Consider the following 16872-nt stretch of genomic DNA (forward strand, 5'->3'; position numbering starts at 1 on the left):
AATAACTGAAGTAGAATATAGAGAAATAACAGGTGAGGACTATATAGGATAGTTCTTTTTTATGTTCAAAATGGAGAGTTACTTTTGTAGCTCTCTAAATAAAAAAGAAGGTGAGAAATTGTTAAATGAAGATGCAGTAAAAAAATTAAAAAATGTACCTGGTAATACTAGTAATGAAATTGAAAAAGTTAATACAAATATAGAAACTACTAAGACAGAGTTAAATACTAAAATTGACCAGCTAATAGCAGGAGGTTCTAATGTAGCATCTACTCAAACAGTAACTGTTGATGATTGGCTAGATGATTTAGAGGGTGGATTTAAGGCAACTGTAACACATAACTTATTAACACAAAGAATAGTTGTAAATATTATAGATGCTACTACAAAAGAGAATGTAGTTACAAACTTTAGGATTATAGATGATAATTCTATTGAGATTAGAAGTGAAGTAAAAGTTGAGTTAAATGTTTATGTGATAAATGGGAATGCAGAGACTCATTTTATAAACGCTACAGTGGATGATAACAGAGTGAGTGAAATGACTACTTATTCATCTAAAAAAATTGAAGATAGATTAGTTAATATAGAAGAAAAATTGAATGGGAATTTATCTAATATTGCAACAAGTGTAAATGAGTTGATAACTTATTGTTAAAGGAGAGTGAAAAATGGCTATAGAATGGAATTTTAATTATACAGGTTCACCACAAAGTGTAATATTAAAACCTGGCAAATATAAAATGGAGTGTTATGGTGCTTCTGGCGGTATTAATAATTCTTCTTGGGATACTGATGCTAGAGGCGGATATTCTAAAGGCGAACTTACATTAAATAAACTAACTACATTGTATGTTTATGTTGGGGAAACTGGTTTTGCTTCTTCATCTACTAGTAATAACACTAAAAAAGGTTTTAATGGTGGAGGTAAAGGTTATTTAAATCAACAGGTTATGGGTACTTATTTTTCTATGTACGGCGGTGGTGCTACGGATATAAGGCTTATTGGAGGTGTTTGGGATAATTCTCAAAGTTTGCTTTCTCGTATAATTGTTGCTGGTGGAGGTGGTGGTGCATATTATCCTCATACTGGTGGTGCAGGAGGTGGATTAGAAGGAGGTACTGGATATAGCGCAAATTCTACACATCGCCCTGGTGGTACACAATACCAAGGTGGTATCGGTCGTGTGAGTACAGAAAATGGAAGTTTTGGAAAAGGTTGTTCCGTTATAACAGGAGATGGAAACGGAAATGGAAGCGGAGGTGGAGGTGGCTGGTTTGGTGGCTCTGCTATAATAGGAGTTGGTGGAGCAGGAGGTGGAAGTGGTTATGTGTTAACCAAAGATAGTTATAAACCTATTGGATATACGCCAACATCTAAATATTATCTTGAAAATGTAGTTATGACTGTTGGAGGTAATACTACTAAAGCAGATGGTTATGCTAAAATAACATTACTCCAAGCATTACCCTTTTTAAATATATCCTCTTATAACTCCACACAAGCAACATTTAAAGCAGACCATACAGACCCTACATTATTAACTAAAATAGAGTGGTTTATTGATGATGTATTAAAAGAAACTATCACAACAGATTTAACATCAGAGAAAACAATTAACTATATATTAGAAGATAATGCACTACACACACTTAAAATAGTTGTTACAGACAGTAGTAATACTACTGTAGAAAAAGTATTAAGTATAAGTAAAAATATAATGCCATTGCCCGAAGAAAATGTTAATTTAAATGATATATCTACAAAATTAATTGAAGTTAATTCGGGTTTTAAAACTGGGAAAACAAGTATTATAAATACTTTAGCATTAAAGAATATAGACGCAAGTTTAAATAATACACTTGTAGAGTTATCAGAGAAAATTAAATTATCTTTTGATAGTTCGGATGCTAGTTTACAAGATTTGATGAATCAATTAACACAAGCTAATAATACTATAACACAGTTAAATACTAAGTATAAAGTTGCTAGTGGTACAGTTACTTCTTTTGCGGATAGTACTAAAATTGCTTATCCATATCTAACCGACAATGTTACCAAACCTGGTTCTTGGATTAAAGTTAGTAATTTAGGCTTTAAACCTAATATTTTCTTTGCTGATTTTGATTACTATGATGCTGAATATAAAAATAATTATAAACTTTTCCTTTTCGCTTGTAATGGTGTTGCCACACAAAGAGGTGTTGATTTTTCAAGTGTTACATCTTTTATCAGAAAAAGTGGTGATGAGTATTTTCATGCTAATGGTTGGCTATATAGTAACTCAGAGGGGGATGTCTATTTTAATAATACTGGCGTTCAGATTCCAGCTTATAGCTTTGATTCAACTCAAAAACATACTTATAAATGGTATGCTGTTAAATTTATTTAAAAGGAGGAGAAAACATGAATGTTCCAAACCGAATAATATATGACCAAACAGGTAGAACAATCTTTGAAACAGGCGAGTCCTGTGGAGATGTATTGCCACATGATATAATAACAGAATTGCATTATATAGATATTGAATATGGAAGTATAGATTATACAAGGAATAGAGTTATAGGTATAAATGTAGAGACAAAAGAACCAATCTTAGAAGAAATACCAATATATATAACAGATGAAGAAAAGAGAATACAAGAGTTAGAAAATCAAATTTTAATTGCAGAAAATGAAAAGGTAGGAGGATTATTATAATGAATAGAAATGAAATAGTAGTAAGAATATTAGCAGAAAGGATATTAAATAAAGGATTAAATCCGTTGAAAAATCGAGAATTTGAGTTAGATGATGTAACTAACACAGAGTACAGAAAATCTGTAGAGGATTATATAATTAAAGAAAGTGGAGTAGTAGAAGGAACAGAACCAACAAAGTAGGTTCTTTTTTTTATTGGAAAGAGGTGATTTAATTTGATATACAAAGATTTACTTAAAAATCTTGATGATATAGAAGATTTAAAAGAAGTTGAAAATTTAAAATGTACTACTAATACAGGTGAATATACAATAGAAAATAGTAAGAAAGGTTATATAACTAACTTAAACCTAGAAGGAAAGACATTGGTTAATTTGGCGTCTACAAACATGTTTACATTAGAAGGAAATAGTACTAAAGAAGGAACTTTTATAAAGTTGAATAATAGTGCTGCATATGTAAAATTGCTAAATAGATTAAATACAGGCATATACACTTTGATTGTAAATGTAACAGATATAAATGTATTTTATACTATACATACAATTCTCAGTGGAGACGGTAATAAAGAAGTATTTACTAAAAGTGGAAACCAAGTTTTAAAATTAAATATGGATAATAATATAGACAAATTAAGAGTATATATAACAGATTCAAGCGATGCTTTAAATATACAAATGTTGTTATTAGAAGGTGATTATACAAATAAAAATGTTCCTTATTTTGAAGGATTACAAAGTGTTGGTCAAGGGGACAATATAGAGATTATATCTTCTAAAAGTGATGGAAACTTGTTTGATGAAGAGTTTAGAAATGGTAGTTATTTAGATGATGGCAGTTTTTATGCTGATAATAATGCAACCTCTAATAAAAATTTTATAGGTGTGGATGAAAATAAAAAATATTCAATTAACTATGATTTAGATGTAGTTGGAAAAATATTTGAGTATGATAAAAATAAAAAATATATAAAAAGCACCTCTACTACAAGTACTTTTTCTTTTACTACTAGTGAAAACACTAAGTATATAAACTTTTTTATTGGTACTAATTCAGTTGGCTATTCTCCAAATATAAAAATTATGATTAATATTGGAGAAATTAAAGAATATAAACCTTATAAATATGACGAAAAGACAATTCCATATACATTAAGAAGTTTACCAAATGGCATCAAAGATGAAATAATTTATAAAAATAATAAATATTACTTAATAAAAAGATGTGAAGAAATAATTCTAAATGGAGATGAGACTTGGGGAATACACACAAGTATCGAAAAAACAAATACAATAGTATTCGCAACTTCTAAAGGAATAATAAATTCTAATGGAGACACATGCATATTAAATTCAGATAAATTTAAGCCTGTATCAGCAAATATTCTTACAAATTGCGACTACGAATGTATTGCGAATGGTGGAAATATAGGATATGAAACGATGATAAGAATATCTAAGACAAAAGCTGATAGTTTGGAAACATTCACGACTTGGTTGAAAAGTAATAATATTACAGTTGTATACCCATTAGAAAAAGCACAAGAAATTGAGCTTGGAACATTAAATTTAGAACAATATGATAACCAAACTAGATTTATTTGTAATACTGATGCTATAACTCCAGATATTAGTTTTGAAAGTACACAAAATTTAGGTAGTCATATAGAAGCTATCAGAGATAATATAAAAAATATTAATAATATACAGTCTAAGAATGTAATTATAGATTTATCTAACAAATTATTAAATGGATGGAAGAGAACAGTTTCAGATAATGATGGATTTATAATAAGTAAAAATGGCAATCAAGTTAGTTTTCACATGCGAATAACTGGCGGAGCAACAACAGATAGTATTGCATTATTAAAGCTTCCTAATGGATTTGCACCTAAAACTTTCTATGTTTTTCCAATATTTACAACCCAAAACAATCAATTAGTTCAAGGTTTTATGTATTTTAATTTTGCAAATGGATACCTTCAAATTACACAATTAGGAAGTAATACAGATATATATAGTTATGGAACTTATTTTATTGAATAGGAAAGGAAATTTTATATATGAATATAGAAGAAAAGAAAAATATTTTAATAGAATACGGATTTGAAAATGATTTAAATAATATAGACAATTATTTTATTACAGAAGATAAACAATTATTTACTCCAGTAATAAAAGATGGGGAGCTAATTAAGACAGGTGAAGAAGCCTACAATGAGTGGATAGAACTACAAAAGAATCCACCTAATCTACAACCATCAATCGAAGAAATAAATGCAAATAAAATTACAATTTTAATAGAAAATCAAAAACAGCAAGACAATTTATTAATAGATAATGCTTATAGAATAGCTATGTTAGAACTTAACACAAACAATGTGTTATAAAATAAATAAAAACAGGAGGTGATAATATGCATAATATTTTAAAAAGAATGATTGAACAAAAGAATTTTGAGACTAAAGAAGAGTTACAAACTAAGTTAGATGTGTTTTATGCCATGAATAGAATTAAAAAAAGCGAGTACACAGAGTTAACAAATTTACTAAATAAAGAAGAAACACCAGTAGAACCAAGTGAAATAGTATAGGTTCTTTTTTTATGTCTAAATTTAGAGGGTTTATTAATTTAACCCTCTTTTAAAATTGAAAGGAGTGGTAGTTTTGAACATAAAAACATTAACAGTCCATGCAGGACATAATCCAGATGGGAAGGTGGGTTCTGGAGCAGTAAAGTATATAAAAGAATCTACAGAGGCAAGAAATGTGCTAAAAGAGTTAATACCTTTAGCTCAAAAAGAATGTAAAGTATATGATTGCACTTGTAACAATGGAACTTCTCAGAGTGATATATTGAATAAAATTATAGCTAAATGTAATTCATATAACTCAGATTTAAATGTAAGTGTTCATTTTAACTCAGGTGGAGGTAGAGGTGTAGAAGTTTTAGTATATAACTTAAATGACAAAGAGACTGTTGAAATAGCTTCAAGAATTTGTGAGAAGATAACAAAAACTTATCATGCTAAAGGGGATAAAGCTTTTAAAAACAGGGGTGTCAAAGAAAAGAAAACTCTAGCATTTTTAAGAAGAACAAAAGCAAAATCACTTTTAATTGAATGTTGCTTTGTAGATACAGATGATACTAAAAATTATAATGCTAAAGATATGGCTACAGATATTGCTGAAGGTATATTTAATAAGTCTATAAATCAAACGCAGGAGGAAAAAATGAAATATACAATAGTTTATGAAGGAGAAGTTGATAAAGCTATAGCTAATGTAATGGCCATAAATTATAAATCTGATGAAGTCTATGTATGTGAGTTAAAAAATTATGTAGCTGGACATTGTCAAAATCTTTATGTAATAGGTTCAGCCAGTGACAAAATTAAGACTAGTGAAAGATTCACTAAGTTACAAGGTGATGATAGATGGGTTACACTTCATAAAGTATTAGATTTTATAGGGAAGTAGGAGGTAATGAATTGAATATATTAGATAAACCAACCGCAACATTAGAACAGGTCTTTGCATATTTAGACACATTAAATAATAACTCCAATCCACCACATTATTTATGCAAAGCTATAGCACAAATAGTATATAAAGAAGCAGAGAAAAAAGGTGTAAATCCAGTTATTGCAATTGCTCAAGCATTTGTAGAAACTGGATATTTTAATTTTGGTAGAGTTTTAAATCCCTCATATTGCAATGTATGTGGACTCAAAGGGAATAAAGGTGGAGGAGACTTAGACCCATCGGCTCATACAAGATTTAGTTGTTGGGAAGATGGAGTGTCAGCATTTATAGACCATCTAGCTTTATACGCTGGAGCTAAAGGTTATCCAAAATATAGCGAATTAGTTGGTAAAAATGAATACAAAGTTAATGGAGTTACATTAGACCCTAGACATTTTCCATATTTACATGGAGAAGCTAAAACAGTTGAAAACTTATCTGGTAAATGGTGTCCAGATATGGGCTATGGCCAAAACATAATAAATATATGCAATAAGATAAGTTCAATGAAGGTAGAAAACAATGATATAAAATTAGAGCAAATAAAAATTAAAGTAAAAGAATTAAATGAAATTCTTGGATAGGAGGAAATTATATGGATATAATGCAGTTTATACCTCAGAATTTGATAATGTTAATAGGTGGACTTTACATATTAGGTACTTTTATAAAAGAGTCAGATATTAAAAATAAATATATACCTTTTATATTATTAGTTATAGCAATGGTAAGCAGTTGTTTATTTATGAAAGAATTGTCAATAGAAGCTATCTTTGAAGGTATTTTGTGTTGGGGAGCGTCTATAGGAATAAATCAAATACAAGTTCAAAACAGAAAGGAAAAGTAGATGTTATCTAAAGAAATGATTGAATTACTGAGCCAGTATGGATATACAGCCATACTATTAACAGTGGTAATGTTGTGGTTTGGTAGGTATTTAGAAAAGAACAGACAACTAGAGCAAGAAGATAGAGTAAAGGAAAGAGCTTATTTTTCTAGAGAGATTAGAGAGCAAAGAAAGCTTTTCGGAGATACAATAGATAAATTTGATGATAAATTAGACAAGTTTGCAGAAGCATTAAATACTAACAATAGTAGACTTGAAAGAGTAGAAACAGATATAACAGAAATAAAAGACAAATTAGAGACTAGAGATTAATTTCTTTAGTCTCTTTAAAGGAAGTGAAATATTGGCAATATTTGAAAAGAGAAGTAAGAGAATTAAAGTAGAAGGAAATATAAATAAAAATAATGAAAAGTTAATTAAAGGATTTCTTCAAGCTAAGAAAATAGCTGGTTTAAGTGAGAAAACTGTATATGTATATAAATGTGACTTATATACTTGGGCTAAATATCTGCATGATGAAATGGATGATTTATTAATCAAAGATTGTACCGAAGACGATATAATGGAATACATTTCATTTAGGATGGAGGACAATCATGTTAATAGAATCAAAGTAATATTCTCAGGAATTTCATCTCTATATGACCATCTTAGAAGGAAAAGAATCGTTACAGAGAATCCAGTATCTCTAATTGAAAGGCCTAAAAAGGGTTTACCTGTTGTAGAAAAACATTTCTTGAATATAGAACAGGCTAAAGAGCTGCAAGATAAATTGTCAAAACAAGATGATTTCCAATTAGAAGTTTATATAAACTTTGCTCTCTCAACCGCGGGTAGAGTTACGGCTACAAGTAATCTAAGATGGGATAACATAGACTTTGATAATAGAGTGTGTGAGGATATTAAAGAAAAGGGTGGGAAGATAGTAGATTTTTACTTTAGTGAGAAAGTAAAAGATTTATTATTAAGACTTAAAGAAGTTAGAGAAAAAGAAGATATAGTAAATGATTATGTTTTCTTAGTTAAATATGATAAAGAATATCATAAGGCTACGTCTAATGTATTAAGAAGCTGGGCTAAAAAAGCTGGTAAATTGATAGATATAGATAATTTAGCCCCCATTCATTAAGAAGAAGTTTCGCCACTATAGCTAAAGCTAATAATCTACCACTTGAGGATATATCAACAATCCTGAACCATCAATCTACTGAAGTAACCAAGCTTTATATAAAAGAAGATAAAGGTAAGATTTCTAAATCTAAAGATACAGTAGGACTATAAAATTAAAAGGAAGTGATATTATGGCATGTAAAAAAGGTAAGAAAAAGAGATAGATAATAAGCCCTCAGGGATTACTCTTAATTGAGTTTTCTTTAGGGGCTTATTTTTTTTGTCTATATTTATATAATTTTATTATATAAAATTATAATTATGTATAATGCTAAACCACTTAAAATACTTTTTAAAAAAAATGATTTTATTTGAAATTTTTTAAATAAAATATCAGAAACATAAAATACGGCACATGCTATAAAAAAAATATAAAAATCCATTATTGATTCCAAACCTTTATAAGAGCATATTTATAATTATATTTCCCAACTTTTATTTTATCAAATCTAAAAACTTTTCCTGATGTTACTGTATTGTTAGCATGTTGTACTATTAACCCAACAATTAAAGTTCCTGCTCCAGCAGATACAGCAGATATAATCCAACCTAAAGCTGTTGCTCCAACAGTTGAAGCCAGAAGAATAGTGTTTTTAGATACATAAATATTATATCCTGTTTTAGTTCTAACAATTTTATTAACACCATTAGACGCTCTACTTCTAACAATACTCATATCAACATCATAACCCATATCTTTTGCAGCTTGATAAATCTCTAAATCGGTAAATGTTATTTCTTCTCCTACTTTTAATTTTTCATCTTCATCGTTAGGATTAAATGTAAATACATTAGTTTCTTCGTATTGATAACTAGAATCCATAGTTTCCAGAGCATGTACAGTTGATGCAAATGGCATAGCCAACATAGTTGTTATCATTGTAGTTGCTAAAATTTTATTCATCTTTTTATTTTTCATAAATGCCTCCTAAAAGTTAATAGTTCAGTAGTTCAAATCTCACCTTTACTCATATAACAATATAAGAATTAAATTTTAGATAAATTTTTAACATATGATTTCAGCTGTATAATTATATGCTATTTATTCAATAACTCCTGCCAATTTAATAATATATAATAGTAAATAAGGTTATAATAATTAAAGATGTGTCTATAAAATTTTTACATTTTCATTTAATATATTAAATTTACTTTAATTAAGTACCTATCTTAATTCTACTCTGATAGTATAAAATATGCAAGAAATCATTTATTAATAATTATTAAGTATTCATGAATTAATCTTAATTATATATGAAGTTTTATTAAGTATACATATGAAAGCATAACTATATTGTTGAATATTAAGAAACTAATCTCCGGAGAGTTTATTCTATTGTCTGCAACAGAATATTGCATAAGTATTTTTATTATCTATAGAATTTCATCTCTTAATATATTATATAGTATATAACATATATTTAAGAATATAATATACTATATAAGTATATTTTTGACATGTATAGCATATGCTTAAGGTAAATAACTCAATATAATCTAATGAGGAAGTGTAAAAATGTCAGAAGATAAAATATATGATATAATTGGGAAAAGAATAAGAAACTATAGAAAAAGAGCAGGATATAGCCAAGAAGTACTAGCGAAAAAGGCAGGATTATTTCATGCTTATTTAGGTCAAATTGAAAGAGGCGAAAGTAAAGCATCTCTTCGTTCAATTTTTAAAATAGCAAATGCATTAGAAATGCCACTAGAAATTTTATTTGAGAATATTATACAAAATGAAAAAGATAACGATGCTATATCATCTGAAGCTTATGATTTAATTGATAGCTTGACAGTAAAAGAACAAAAGGCAATAATTAAGTTATTAAAAGAAATAATTCAATATCGCAAACTAGAAGAATAATAATCCTAAAAAGATGCCTAGACCCTAAAGCATCTTTTTTTATTTTATGTTAATATATACTTATAACATATATTTTATAATTTTAATGTCTATATGTGTTTATTATTGCTTAAGAAAGGAGTATTTTATGTTTATACGAAATATACCACAAGCAGAATTAAAAGTTATGAAGTTTATTTGGGAAAAAAATGATACAGTAACATCAAAAGAAACTATTGAAGCTATGGGACAAAAATATGGATGGAAGCAAACAACTACATTGACCCTTTTATCAAGACTTGTTAAAAAATATTTTTTACATTCAGAAAGAATTAAAAGACTTACATATTATAAAATAGTTGTAACAAAAAAAGTTTATTTAAAAGTCGCAACAAGACGATTTTTAGAGGAAATACATTCTAATTCAATAGAAAGTTTAATTAGCTCTTTAGAGGATTGTGGCACTATAGATAAAAAGACTTAGTTTAAAGACCTAATATAACTAAATTTTTGATTTTTATAATGTTGTTTTATTAAATATGTTTGATTTATATTATTCTCTAAATGGGAATTTAGGGAATACTATATAGACGATATTAATCTATTATAAATACTCTTTCTCATATTATGTAATTAGAAATAAGTTATTTTGTGCATTACTATTTGTTATATTTAATGATATAATAAGATTAAGTATGACAATGTTGAAAGGAATGATATTATGAAAGAACATGAATTAGAGATAAATATCTCAATACCAATTTCTCTAGTTATTCTTTATTTAGCTATAGTCTCTATAGTAATGCTAGGTATGTCATCTTTGAATAATTTTACTAATATATCATCTATACCTATAAATGCTTTAGGTTCAACAGTTGGATTTGTTATGTTTCAACTTTTAGTTAGTTTTTTTAAAAATAGAAAATCTATAGATTAAAATATTATTTACATTAAATTTTGTTTTAATATTTTTAATTTGTGGTATAATAAAAGCAAGGAAATATATTTTACTTAACTTTGAGTGATGTTTCCTTCAACAAATTATTTTGAAGATTTATTTTTCTGGAACTTTATATTAAGTTCCCAACCACTCTTAGCTGCCGACTTTGAGTGGTTTTTTAATCTATCATAAATCCAACAAGCTATTAAACCTGCTATAACATTCATCATTAGATTCACCATAAGTTTCACCTCCTTCCTAAAAGAAAGTTAAGGTGACTTTATGGAAATACCACTCTTAGATTTTCAAATATATTCCTTGCTATATTTATTATATCATAAATATTGGAAATATAAAATTTCAAATATCATCTAAAATCCGACCTTCTGTACGCCATTTTAAGGCTTTATAAAAAACTCCCTTTATGTTTATACCTTATATTTTATGATTGAATTTATATAAAATAAAAATATATACATTTACTGATAATAATTATTAATTAACTTTAAATAAGTTTTCAGAAATTTTATCAGAAGCTTCTTTATCCATTTCTTTAAGTACATGAGAATATACATTAAGAGTAGTATTAATATTTGAATGTCCTACCCTTTCAGATATAACCTTAATTGGTACTTTAGAGTTTATAAGTAAAGTAACATGTGAATGTCTTAAATCATGAAATCTAATGTGTGGCAAGTCATTCTTTTCTAAAAATCTTCTAAATTTCTTACTCATTACATCTTCGGCAATAGGATTTCCTTTTCTATCGAAAAATAGTAAGCTATATTCATTTCTAATAATACTTCTTAATAATTTTTTATTCTGCTCTAATTTATAATCTTTCAATAAATTCATAAGCTCTACTGGTGCAAATATTTTTCTAATTGAGCTTTCAGTCTTAGGTTCTTTAAGTATAACAGAACCATCTAATCTACTAGTTATTCTACTTATAGTTATCGTATTTTCTTCAAAATCAACATTATCCCAAGTCAATCCTAAGACTTCTGAAAGTCTCAATCCTAGCCCTGTAGCTAAACTGATAGGTAGCTCCATGTTGGTATTCTTAGCTACTTCTAATAATTTTAGCATCTGCTCTTTATCATAAATTTCATTTTTAAATTTTTTAATTCTAGGACTTTCTATGCCATCTATAATATTTTCTTTTATTAACTTAATTCTATAAGCTCTCTTTATTGCAAGTCTTAACACATTTATATGAACTTTTATTGTTTGAGGATTTAAGTTACCAGCTAAATCATCTATATAATTTTGTATATGAATATTTCTTAGCTCTTGTAGACGATATCTCCCAATGGAAGGATTAATATGATTTTTACAAATGGCCATATAACCATTGTATGTGGAAGCCGATACATTATCTTTGTACTTTTCAAGAAAATCTAATAAAAAATCAGATAGTGTTATTTCATTTGGAATAAGAAAGCTATCTTTATATATACTATCCTTAACTTCAGCCAATCTTTTGTTAGCATCTCTTTTTTTATCAAATGTTCCCATATTCTTCTGTTTTCTCTTCCCTGATTCATCATCTCTAAATTCTAGGTACACTACATAGTTTTTATTTCTTTTTCTTATAAAAGCGTTCATGGCCATCCCTCCTATCTAAATTTATATATTTATTATACCATATAGACAAGGCAAAAAATAGTCATTTTAGCTGACTTTCAACTGACTTTTTTTAATATTTTAATTATATAATCGTTGAAACTAATTAATTATAAAGAAATAAGGCATAGAATACAGAATTCTATGCCTTACACTATCACTTTATTATTTTTTTATATTTTCCATTTTAAGCAATCATATTTCTGAACAGGATTAATTATAAACGTTAATTTTTATAAGTCCTTAAAATTGATTTTAAAAGGTCGTATTAAGTTGTTAATATACAATTGATTCTAAATTTAAAGTCAAATTAAGATATTCTTTGTTTGCTTATTTCAAAATAATATTTTACTTTTTCGATTCCTATAAATTTACGATTATTCAATAGTGCTATTTTACCCGTTGTATTCGCTCCCATAAAGCAATCGAAAACAGTATCTCCCTCGTTTGACCAAGACAATATGTGGTCTTGTGCTAATTTTTCAGGAAATATTGCAGGATGCTTGAATGCAAATTTATCTTTCGTTGTTCTATTATAACCAACATCATATTCCCATATGTTTTTTAAATATTTACTTTTGCCAACATTCATACTTCGATTTCTTATTGCATCAAATTCCAGACCATCTGACTGTCTATTTTTTCTTGTTGTAAAAGCTGCATATTCTCCTGAGTGTTTACAAGGCTCTTTTATTGGGTTAAATGTTTTTACCTTCCCTTTGCTTAAAACAAACATATATTCAAATGATTGTCTATATCTTTTATGTCCTTTACCAGCAGTTCCAAATGGATTCTTTTTTTCATATATCATTGTATCGTGTAAATTAAATCCTATTTCTTTAAAATATAATGCCTGCTTAAATGATGTTCCACTTTCGCTACCATTTTTAGTTTTATCTCCAACTACCCATACAACTACTCCGCCATCTTTAGTTATATTATACAATCTATCTGCAACTTTTTTAAATACATCAAAATTCCATACTAAACAATTGTCATATGTTCTCAAATTGTCATATGGTGGGCTTGTTACAGTTAAATCTACTTGCCTACCTTCTGTTATTAATAAATCCATCATTTCTATGCAATCATAGTTGTATAATTCGTAGTTATCCGTTTTTATAAAATCTCCCATAAATACGCTCCTATTTTTATACTTTATTTGTTTATATGTATTTTGTTCAATTCATCACATATCTTTTCTAATATCTCACAAGAATTATATAGACTACTTACTTCTTCACCAAATATACATCTATGGCAAGTTTTATCTTCACATTTAAATATAATGTCATTAACTTCTTTTAGTATTTTAATCTGTTTATCAAATTCAACATTTGAATGTGATAGATTGAGAGATTTTCTTGTTTCTTCTAACCACCAACATAATGTTTTTTCTGTTTTATTTGTAGTTATACTTTTATTTAATATGCAATCATTACACTTTAGATTACAATTTCTATTAGATTTTAATACATCTATAACATCTTTAATAGTATACATATAGCCTCCTATCTTATACCAGTACTTCCAAATCCATCATTTCCTCTCTCAGAGCTAGTTAATTCCTCTACAACTTTTAATATAGCTCTTGGAACTTGTTGAAATACTCCCTGTGCAAGTTTAGTATGCTTAGGAATAACAATATCGAAATCTTCTTCATTATATGTAATTATTTTAATTTCACCTCTATACCCTGAATCCACTGTGCCTAATCTTACAGTTGGATGTGCTATGAAACTTTTTCTAATTTGCTTTTTAGGTTGCATTTTATCACATACAGTCACATCTCTTGTACATAACATTCCTTTTAAGCTTATACCACTTCTAGGTCTAACTTGCATTTCATATCCATAAGGGATTTCTAATGCTATACCTGTAGGTATTGCTGCTGCTGATTTAGCTGGGATTACTGTATCCTCTAGTGTATATAAATCAATCCCACTATCCCCTTCTTTTGCATAACTTGGAACTATTGCATTAGGATTTAATTTTTTTATTTTAATATTTATACTCATTAAGTTAATATCTCCCTTTATTTAAATCGTCATTAGATTTATCTAATGCGTAATATTAGTTTTGTTATTTCTTATTGTTAATTCTTATTGTTATAGTATCATTTCTGCTACTAGGCTAGTATTGAAATTGATACTACCCTAGTATTAAATTTGATACTCACTTTTAATTTTGAATTGAAGTATCTAGCTTTAAATCACCTAAACAATTATCCATATCTATTATTTCTTCTATCTCTAAATTTTCGTTTATTTTACTTTTCTCAACTACTGATTTTATATAGTTTATTAGATAATAATTATTAAAGCCTGTGCCTACCTTTCTTTTATTAATCTTTATAAGTTTTAGTTTTTGTAGTATTTTTAACTTATTAGACACTGTATTTCTATTTAAGCCTGTTGCTCTTTGTATTGTGTCATAAGAAGGAAATACTTTTTCAGTTGCTCTATTATAACAATTACATAAGTATAGATATAAATGTATTGCTTTGCTATCTTTAAGTACAAATATACCTCTACATACTAAGAAAAAGTTAGAATCCATTTCCCTATATGGTGCTACTTCTAATTTATACTTTTTAGTCAATTCTTCAAATTTTACTGCTTTAAGATTGTACATACTGTTTTCTATATAACATCACCAACCTTATTCAAATATGCTATTCCAAGAGCTATAGCATCATATATATCACTTGTTTTAGCCTTACAAGTCCTATCAATGTACTTTCCAATATCAATAATATTTTCTCTTACATATTCAGCCACTTCTTCTTTTTTAGCTTTACCACTATTCATAATATATTTTCTAATAGATGCTGGATACATATATTCAATCTCTATATTATTTAATTTAACAGTTCTCATTATTGCTCCTAAGAGTTTTCTTAAACTAAGAATTGTTTTAGAATTTCTGGAAGTGAATTGGTCTTCAACTAAAACTATTTGAATATTATAAGTTGAAATTAATTCTTGAATTGTATTGCAGATATGACACATGCGTTCATCTTCAGTGTCGAATTTATCTTTTTTAGTTACTATTTTCCCATATTTCAATACCTTTTTATTTCTATTTATAACTGCCCATCCAGTTGAGGACATGGATACATCTAAGGCTAATACCATTCAATCCCTTCTTTCATATGTATTTTAACCTGCTCTACTGCGTTAATTAAATTAATATTGTTTGGTATTGCAATATAATTTTCATTATTTAGAAAATCATTAAATTTAAGTTTATCATCTGCTAATCTCCTCTCAATTTCTTTAGGATTATCCCCTCTGTCCATAAGTCTTTTCCTTAAGGTATCTTCATCTGTATTTATAAAAAATGGTACTAATTTAGTTTTTGCTCCCACAAAGTATTTTTCTAATGCCTTATATCCACTTGTATCCACTATAGCCAAAGCATATTTTTTATTCTCTAATTCAGATTTATGTATTCCATATAGCCAAGTGCTACCATCATAGACTATATATTTTCTCATTTCAATAAAGTTATTTTTTTCTTGCTTAAAGAAATTATTATCTACAAAATGATAAGCTTTATTTTCTATTTCTGATTGGCCACGAGGAGGCCTTGTTGTATGTGATATTAGAATTGGAATATTGAGTTGCTTTGAAATTTCAGTAGCTATACTATCTTTACCTGAACCTGAATATCCTAAAAATACAAATATCTTATTCATTATATTTCTCCTAATTAACCGAATTTTGGATTGTAACCAGATGGATCAAAGACTCTTTCTTCTTCTTTACATTTATTTAATTCAAATACATTAGGATTATCAATAATCACTTGATGAAGCCCTTTACTTAATACGTCTACTAAATATTCTTCATCTTCACTTTCTATACATCTATCTCTAAATATACAATGAAATAGTTCGTGTAAAAAAGTGGCTTCCTTTACTCTTTCTGATTGCAAATTGGTAGATAACTTAATCGTTTCACTTCCATAATCAGCTAATCCATAACATAACTGATTATTTACTAGAATAGGTTCTTCTGTTTCTTCTATTTTATAGAATAATCCCCCTACTTTTACTTCTTTTGGTATATTCATTTTAGCACTCTCCATTCTTATTAAAATTCACATTTTATTGTGATTTAGATTTTCTAAACCCATTACTTTCCTTATATCTGTAATCACTAATTATTAAATTCTCCGTATTTTTCATTCTTTTTACTCCTTTATTAAAGCTTTC

At 27.6% G+C, this 16872-nt stretch carries 26 protein-coding genes; 16 read left to right on the top strand and 10 right to left on the bottom strand.

What is annotated here, in order from left to right; genetic code table 11:
* Window positions 1–70 precede the first annotated feature (70 nt).
* The 13 genes from IC213_RS19565 to IC213_RS21415 all read left to right on the top strand — a co-directional run bounded on the left by IC213_RS19565 (window position 71) and on the right by IC213_RS21415 (window position 8352).
* A complete protein-coding gene (locus IC213_RS19565) occupies window positions 71–658 on the top strand; it encodes a hypothetical protein (RefSeq protein ID WP_227863515.1) in 588 nt (195 codons plus the stop codon).
* A 13-nt stretch (window positions 659–671) separates the two neighbouring features.
* On the top strand, window positions 672–2393 hold the full coding sequence (locus IC213_RS19570; RefSeq protein ID WP_227863516.1) for a glycine rich domain-containing protein: 1722 nt from the start codon (window positions 672–674) through the stop codon (window positions 2391–2393).
* Window positions 2394–2407: 14 nt separating this feature from the next.
* Window positions 2408–2701 (top strand): hypothetical protein, encoded by a 294-nt coding sequence (locus IC213_RS19575; RefSeq protein ID WP_227863517.1) that lies wholly within the window; start codon window positions 2408–2410, stop codon window positions 2699–2701.
* A complete protein-coding gene (locus IC213_RS19580; protein WP_227863518.1) occupies window positions 2701–2883 on the top strand; it encodes a hypothetical protein in 183 nt (60 codons plus the stop codon). Before IC213_RS19575 ends, IC213_RS19580 begins: the two co-directional genes overlap by 1 nt.
* Window positions 2884–2916: 33 nt before the next feature.
* Entirely contained in the window at window positions 2917–4746 is a 1830-nt protein-coding gene (locus IC213_RS19585; protein WP_227863519.1) for a hypothetical protein, read from the top strand.
* A 17-nt stretch (window positions 4747–4763) separates the two neighbouring features.
* A complete protein-coding gene (locus IC213_RS19590; protein WP_227863520.1) occupies window positions 4764–5090 on the top strand; it encodes a hypothetical protein in 327 nt (108 codons plus the stop codon).
* A gap of 26 nt (window positions 5091–5116) precedes the next feature.
* Window positions 5117–5293, top strand: coding sequence for a hypothetical protein (locus IC213_RS19595; RefSeq protein WP_227831968.1), 177 nt, complete (start codon window positions 5117–5119; stop codon window positions 5291–5293).
* Window positions 5294–5357: 64 nt separating this feature from the next.
* Window positions 5358–6179 (top strand): N-acetylmuramoyl-L-alanine amidase, encoded by an 822-nt coding sequence (locus IC213_RS19600; protein WP_227863534.1) that lies wholly within the window; start codon window positions 5358–5360, stop codon window positions 6177–6179.
* 11 nt (window positions 6180–6190) lie between these two features.
* Window positions 6191–6808, top strand: a complete 618-nt coding sequence (locus IC213_RS19605) for a glucosaminidase domain-containing protein (RefSeq protein ID WP_227863521.1) — start codon at window positions 6191–6193, stop codon at window positions 6806–6808.
* Window positions 6809–6819: 11 nt separating this feature from the next.
* On the top strand, window positions 6820–7071 hold the full coding sequence (locus tag IC213_RS19610; protein WP_227863522.1) for a phage holin family protein: 252 nt from the start codon (window positions 6820–6822) through the stop codon (window positions 7069–7071).
* Window positions 7072–7383 (top strand): hypothetical protein, encoded by a 312-nt coding sequence (locus IC213_RS19615; protein WP_227863523.1) that lies wholly within the window; start codon window positions 7072–7074, stop codon window positions 7381–7383. It begins immediately after the preceding gene.
* Between the two features lie 31 nt (window positions 7384–7414).
* The gene (locus tag IC213_RS19620) at window positions 7415–8200 is read left to right on the top strand and encodes a tyrosine-type recombinase/integrase (protein ID WP_255619105.1); all 786 of its coding nucleotides are present in this window, start codon (window positions 7415–7417) and stop codon (window positions 8198–8200) included.
* Between the two features lie 17 nt (window positions 8201–8217).
* Window positions 8218–8352 (top strand): hypothetical protein, encoded by a 135-nt coding sequence (locus IC213_RS21415; protein ID WP_413927314.1) that lies wholly within the window; start codon window positions 8218–8220, stop codon window positions 8350–8352.
* A 271-nt stretch (window positions 8353–8623) separates the two neighbouring features.
* On the opposite strand, the gene IC213_RS19625 is transcribed toward IC213_RS21415, so the two are convergent.
* A complete protein-coding gene (locus tag IC213_RS19625) occupies window positions 8624–9160 on the bottom strand; it encodes a hypothetical protein (protein WP_227863524.1) in 537 nt (178 codons plus the stop codon).
* A 597-nt stretch (window positions 9161–9757) separates the two neighbouring features.
* On the opposite strand from IC213_RS19625, the gene IC213_RS19630 reads away from it, so the two are divergent.
* From IC213_RS19630 to IC213_RS19640, 3 genes are all read left to right on the top strand, one after another.
* On the top strand, window positions 9758–10108 hold the full coding sequence (locus tag IC213_RS19630) for a helix-turn-helix domain-containing protein (protein ID WP_227863525.1): 351 nt from the start codon (window positions 9758–9760) through the stop codon (window positions 10106–10108).
* A 127-nt stretch (window positions 10109–10235) separates the two neighbouring features.
* Entirely contained in the window at window positions 10236–10571 is a 336-nt protein-coding gene (locus IC213_RS19635) for a BlaI/MecI/CopY family transcriptional regulator (protein ID WP_227863526.1), read from the top strand.
* 237 nt (window positions 10572–10808) lie between these two features.
* Window positions 10809–11024, top strand: coding sequence for a hypothetical protein (locus IC213_RS19640; protein ID WP_227825309.1), 216 nt, complete (start codon window positions 10809–10811; stop codon window positions 11022–11024).
* A gap of 104 nt (window positions 11025–11128) precedes the next feature.
* Here the strand turns inward: IC213_RS19640 and IC213_RS19645 are convergent, their stop codons facing one another.
* The 9 genes from IC213_RS19645 to IC213_RS19685 all read right to left on the bottom strand — a co-directional run bounded on the left by IC213_RS19645 (window position 11129) and on the right by IC213_RS19685 (window position 16730).
* Window positions 11129–11269: a hypothetical protein gene (locus IC213_RS19645; RefSeq protein ID WP_021383152.1), complete on the bottom strand. Its 141-nt coding sequence runs from the start codon at window positions 11267–11269 to the stop codon at window positions 11129–11131.
* 253 nt (window positions 11270–11522) lie between these two features.
* A complete protein-coding gene (locus IC213_RS19650) occupies window positions 11523–12635 on the bottom strand; it encodes a tyrosine-type recombinase/integrase (RefSeq protein WP_227863527.1) in 1113 nt (370 codons plus the stop codon).
* Window positions 12636–12963: 328 nt separating this feature from the next.
* On the bottom strand, window positions 12964–13788 hold the full coding sequence (locus IC213_RS19655; protein WP_227863528.1) for a site-specific DNA-methyltransferase: 825 nt from the start codon (window positions 13786–13788) through the stop codon (window positions 12964–12966).
* A gap of 23 nt (window positions 13789–13811) precedes the next feature.
* Entirely contained in the window at window positions 13812–14156 is a 345-nt protein-coding gene (locus tag IC213_RS19660) for a hypothetical protein (protein ID WP_227863529.1), read from the bottom strand.
* An 8-nt stretch (window positions 14157–14164) separates the two neighbouring features.
* Window positions 14165–14671 (bottom strand): deoxyuridine 5'-triphosphate nucleotidohydrolase, encoded by a 507-nt coding sequence (locus IC213_RS19665; protein ID WP_227863530.1) that lies wholly within the window; start codon window positions 14669–14671, stop codon window positions 14165–14167.
* A gap of 163 nt (window positions 14672–14834) precedes the next feature.
* Window positions 14835–15287 carry a helix-turn-helix domain-containing protein gene (locus tag IC213_RS19670; protein WP_107612919.1) on the bottom strand — a complete coding sequence of 151 codons (453 nt, stop codon included), beginning with the start codon at window positions 15285–15287 and terminating at the stop codon, window positions 14835–14837.
* Between the two features lie 8 nt (window positions 15288–15295).
* A complete protein-coding gene (locus IC213_RS19675) occupies window positions 15296–15790 on the bottom strand; it encodes a crossover junction endodeoxyribonuclease RuvC (RefSeq protein ID WP_227863531.1) in 495 nt (164 codons plus the stop codon).
* A complete protein-coding gene (locus IC213_RS19680) occupies window positions 15781–16353 on the bottom strand; it encodes an AAA family ATPase (RefSeq protein ID WP_227863532.1) in 573 nt (190 codons plus the stop codon). The genes IC213_RS19675 and IC213_RS19680 overlap by 10 nt, the downstream gene beginning before the upstream one ends.
* Before the next feature lie 14 nt (window positions 16354–16367).
* Window positions 16368–16730 (bottom strand): hypothetical protein, encoded by a 363-nt coding sequence (locus tag IC213_RS19685; protein ID WP_227863533.1) that lies wholly within the window; start codon window positions 16728–16730, stop codon window positions 16368–16370.
* Window positions 16731–16872: the final 142 nt, after the last annotated feature.

This window comes from Clostridioides sp. ES-S-0049-02 (assembly GCF_020658465.1).
Lineage (GTDB): Bacteria > Bacillota > Clostridia > Peptostreptococcales > Peptostreptococcaceae > Clostridioides.